This is a genomic window from Kitasatospora sp. NPDC007106 (assembly GCF_040634455.1).
In the GTDB taxonomy this organism is placed as follows: domain Bacteria; phylum Actinomycetota; class Actinomycetes; order Streptomycetales; family Streptomycetaceae; genus Kitasatospora; species Kitasatospora arboriphila.
Map to the genome: position 1 here is coordinate 1 of NZ_JBEYFP010000471.1, position 4,632 is coordinate 4,632.

Sequence of the window (4,632 nt, forward strand, 5' to 3'; positions counted from 1 at the left end):
CCGAAGCCGTCCCACCCGGCGCCCTCGACGTGCCCCCAGGGGCCGTCGGCCCGGATCGTGTAGGTCTGCCGCCGCGGGGCGTCCTCGTCGAACCAGCAGGCCAGGCGGCAGGGGGCGGTGCGGCCGCGGCCGGTGGTGGACAGGGCGAGGGCGCTCGGGTTCTCGGTGCGCAGCTGGGGGCTCACGGTCGGTCGGTCCGTCCTGGCGGCAGGGCGCCCGGCCCCGGTGCGGGCTCGGGTGCGGTCGTCGTGGTGGGGGTCGGTGCGGTGGCCGTCGCCCCGTCAGAGGAGGACGAGCAGCTTGGTGCCCGGCACCAGCTTCCGGTTCACGGAGGTCGACTGGACGAAGACGGTGTACGAGGGGTTCTCGCCCGGCTTGACGGTGGCCTCCGAGGCGGGCAGGCCGAGGAGTTGACGGGCCGCCGGGCCGGAGAACACCCTGCCCGTCATCCGGCCGGTCGCCGGGTCCTTCTCCGCCACGGCGAGCTGCTTGGTGCCCTGGATCTTCTCCCGCTTGGAGAGCTCGTAGAAGGCGCAGCCGGTCGTGTAGGCGTGGCCGGCGCTGGTGACGAACTCGCGGATCGGCAGCTGCTGGTCGACCGGGACGAGGATGTACTTGCCGGTGTCCAGCGCGTCGAGGTTGGCCTTCACCTCGTCGGTGCTCAGGTCCTGGCCCATGGCGAAGAGGTTCCTGGTGCCGCGGACGCCCTGCTCGCGGCCGCGGAGGAAGCTGGTGGCGGCGGACTTGACGGTGCCGATGGCCTCCTCGACGCCCTTGCTGGAGTCGGCGTCCCAGATCGCGATGTTGCCCGCCGGGAAGCCGTACTCCTGGGCGGTGCGCTTGGCCAGGGAGTTGGGGACGAGGATCGCCGACGTCCAGTGGTCGGGGAGGTCGTCCATGGCGCCCTTGATCCGGTTCATCCAGGTGCGCAGGGTGGCGGCGCCGCGGTCGCCGCCGACGCGGGTGTGCATCCGGCCGGTCTCCGACCAGCCGGAGGCGTTCTCCTCGCCGTCGGTGACGACGACCTGGAGGAAGGAGTGCTCGCCGTACCCCTCCCAGATGTTCTTCAGGTCGTCGACCGACTTCACGGCCGCCTCGATCAGCGCCGTCGCTCCGCCGTCGACCGCGTAGAGGCCCCGCAGGGACGGCAGGTGCTTCACGTCCATGTCCCAGACCAGGTTCTCGACCTCGTGGTCGAAGGCGTAGAGGCTGATCCGGGTCTCGTGGCCGAGCCGGTCGGACTCCTCCTGGAGGCCCTTCACGAACTCGTCGACGACGCGGACGAGCTGCGCCTCGTGCTGACGCATCGAGCCGGACTTGTCGACCACCAGCGAAACGTGGTTGACCTTGTGCTTGATCTTGTTCGCAGACATGGTTCCGCCCCTTTTCCAACGCTCTTCCGGCGCCGTTTCCGGCGCCCCCTCCGACGTTGGTTCCACAGTACGGCGGAGCACTGACATTCCCTCCTGACCTGCGGTCATGTGGGATCGGCCCGCCCACTCCCCGACGAAACGTGTGCGAACGCATTCCCGTCGTCCGACCGGGCGGACGGGAGCGCGCTCGGGGATTTCCGCGACGGCACGTCCGGTGCGGTGTCCACGGCGAAGGCCCGCAGCAGGGCCCGGGCCGCGGTGTCGTTCTGGCGGAAGGCGGGGGCGTCGGTCCGCGGCCGCGCGAAGGCCGCGTAGCTGCGGGCGTTGGTGTGCGGGCCGAGGGCGAGCCGCCGGGGGTGCGGGGCGCCGCCGAGGGCCGGGTCCAGCAGGCCGCCGTCGGCGGCGACCTCGATCAGGCCGGAGCGGTGGGTGTGCCCGGCGTCGGCGAGCACCTCCTCGCGGATCCGGCCGGCGCGCAGCAGTTCCCGCAGCACCGGGTCGGCGGTGCGGTCGGCGGAGTGCCTCGGCAGGCGGGCCTCGATCAGGGCGGTGGCCCGGACCCGGCGCCCGGGCACGGTGGGGCTGTGGGCGACGAAGGTGCCGTCGCTCTCGTCCCGGTCGACCGCGGTGTCGGCGCCGAGGAAGCGCACGACGCCGGCCTCGGAGAGGGCGAGCAGTTGCCGCAGTCGGAAGCCGGGCGGCCCGGAGGCGAGGTGGCTGAAGAACCCCGTCCACCAGCCGTCGAGGTCCTCGGCGACCGAGCGGGCGGTGAGCCGGCCGGAGGCCAGCAGCCTCGGCAGCTGTCCGTAGAGCGACAGCAGGGCGAGGAAGGCGCCGAGGTCGGCGCTGTGCGCGGGGTCGGCCCGGCGGTCGGCGTCGGCGCGGACGTGGGCCCGCAGGTGCCGCTGCAGGGATTCGCCGTCGGGCAGGCGCACGCCGGTGAGCGGCCGGTCCAGGTGCTCGAAGTCCAGCCGGTCGGCCGGGTCGGGCACGGCCGCGGCGACGAGCGCCTCCCGCTCCGGGCCGTACCAGTCGAGCCGGTCGTAGGCGGCGAGGAACTCCGGCCAGGGCAGCGCGGTGCGTTCCGGGTGGGCGTGGAACAGCTCGTGGTAGTGGCCGAAGCCGATCTCCTTGGCCATCAGCGGCCAGACGTCGCGGCGCAGTTCGAGCGGGCCGGGCCGGGCGGCGAGGGCGTCGACGGCGACCGCACCGAAGTGGCGCGGCAGCGGGGCGGGTGGTCCCTGCAGCCGGTAGTGGGTCTTGGAGTGGTACGGCACACCGCGGCGGGAGCCGAGGTGGATCACCGGTTCGCGGCCCGAGGGCAGGTAGCGCAGCCCGCCGGCGGCGTCCTCGAAGCGGCCGCCGCGCCCCTCGGTGAGCAGCGAGACCAGGTCGACGGCGGCCAGGCCCATGCCGCGCAGCAGGACGTGCTCGCCGGGCCGCAGCGCGGAGAGGTCCGCGTCGGCGGAGTAGGCGGGCGGCAGGTGGAAGCGGCCGTGCCGGGCGGCGAAGGCGGCGTTCGCGCGGTGCTGCGGCTCGGGTGCCGAGTCCAGGTGGCCGAGGGCGAGGACGACCCGGTCGGCGGTGAGCACCCGGTCGGTGAGCCGGACGGACTGCGGGCCGTCGGCGGGGCCGGTGACGGCGTGCGCGGTGTCCCGGTGCACGGTGACGGTGACGTGCGGGGGCAGCTCGGCCACGGCGCGCCGGAACACCCAGTCCAGGTAGGCGCTCTGGGCGCGGCGGGTCGGGAAGTCGGCCGGGGCGAGGGTACGCAGTTCCTCGGCGAGGGCCGGGTCGGCCGGCGGCCGGTACGGCGGGTGGGCCTCGGGGCGGGCGGCCCACTCGGCGAGGGACGGTCCGGGCCGAACGGGTCCGGTGACGGTGGACCGTTCGTCGGTGAACATGGTGACGTCCTCGGCCATCGAGTTCATCCGCAGCAACGGGGACTGCTCGTGCCGCCAGATCCGGCCGCCGCCGGGCGGGTGCGGGTCCACCAGGTGGATGTGCAACGGCCGTTCCGCGGACAGGAGTTCGGGTGCATTGGCGGCGATCCGCTCCAGCAGTCCGGTGCCGCGGGGTCCGGCGCCGACGATCACCAGCGCGCTCACCGGGCCGGCTCCCGCCGTACGGTGCCGAGTGCCGTCCGCAGCCGGGCGAGCGGGGTCGGCGGGGGCGCGGCGCGGCCGGCGCCGCGGGCGTAGTACCGCTCGACGTAGTACTGGCCGGCGGAGAGCACGCTGGTCACCGCGATGTACCAGAGGGTGGCCACCACCAGCAGCGGGATCACCTGGTAGGTCTGGTTGTAGATGAGCTGCGCGGAGAACAGCAGGTCGTGCACGGCGAGCACGCTGACGATGCTGGTGCCCTTGAGGGTGCCGATCAGCATGTTGCCGGCGGTCGGCACGATCGAGCGCATCGCCTGCGGCAGGACGATCCGGCGCAGGACGCGGGCGGGGCGCAGTCCGAGCGACTGGGCGGCCTCCAGCTGGCCCTGGTCGACGGAGAGGATGCCGGCCCGGACGACCTCGGCGGCGAACGCGGCCTCGTGCAGGGTGAGTCCGACGACCGCGGTGGCGGTCGGGCCGAGCAGGTTCACCGTCTTCACGCTGAGCAGCTCCGGCCCGTACGGGACGCCGAGCGAGAGCGTCGGGTAGAGCGCGCCGATGTTGAACCAGAAGAGCAGTTGGACGAGGACGGGCGTGGCACGGAAGACCCAGACGTAGCCGCGGCTCAGTGCGGCGAGCACCGGGTTGCCGGACAGCCGGGCGGCCGCGAGCAGGGTGCCGAGGGCGAAGCCGAGCGCCGTGACGGCAGCCGTCAGCCAGAGGGTGAGCACCAGTCCGTGCAGGATCGCGGTCGAGGTGAGGTACTGGCCGACCACGTCCCACTGGAAGGCGCGGTTGTGCGCGGCCGAGTTCAGCAGCAGTCCGGCGGCGAGCAGGGCGAGCACGGCGGCGGCCGTCCGGCCGGGGCGGCGGCGGGCGACGACCGGCAGGTCGGTGTCGGCGGGTGGTGGGGCGAGGGCGGCGGGCAGGACGTCGTGCGACGTGGCCATGGGGGCTCCAGGGGCGGACGCGGGCAGGGGTCTGCTTGTCCGTCACGCGCGCCGCGTCCCTCAACACGGCGGGAGCCGACGGGACTTCGGCCGGCTCCTGGGCACCTCGCTCGGGTCGATCGTACGCGTGCCCGAACGGCGGGTGTCAAGGGCGTTCCGGTCGTCCCGGATCCGGACGGAGGTTGACGAACTCCACGGTTCACT

Annotated in this window: 4 protein-coding genes; all 4 read right to left on the minus strand. The window is 73.9% G+C overall.

Annotated elements, in window-relative coordinates:
- On the minus strand, positions 1 to 185 hold a 185-nt coding region (locus tag ABZ641_RS26290; RefSeq protein ID WP_359985498.1), incomplete at its 3' end, for a hypothetical protein.
- A gap of 96 nt (positions 186 to 281) precedes the next feature.
- Positions 282 to 1,373 carry a vWA domain-containing protein gene (locus ABZ641_RS26295; RefSeq protein ID WP_344623319.1) on the minus strand — a complete coding sequence of 364 codons (1,092 nt, stop codon included), beginning with the start codon at positions 1,371 to 1,373 and terminating at the stop codon, positions 282 to 284.
- A gap of 104 nt (positions 1,374 to 1,477) precedes the next feature.
- Positions 1,478 to 3,481: an FAD/NAD(P)-binding protein gene (locus ABZ641_RS26300; protein ID WP_359985501.1), complete on the minus strand. Its 2,004-nt coding sequence runs from the start codon at positions 3,479 to 3,481 to the stop codon at positions 1,478 to 1,480.
- Positions 3,478 to 4,428, minus strand: coding sequence for an amino acid ABC transporter permease (locus ABZ641_RS26305; protein ID WP_344623321.1), 951 nt, complete (start codon positions 4,426 to 4,428; stop codon positions 3,478 to 3,480). Before ABZ641_RS26305 ends, ABZ641_RS26300 begins: the two co-directional genes overlap by 4 nt.
- Positions 4,429 to 4,632: the final 204 nt, after the last annotated feature.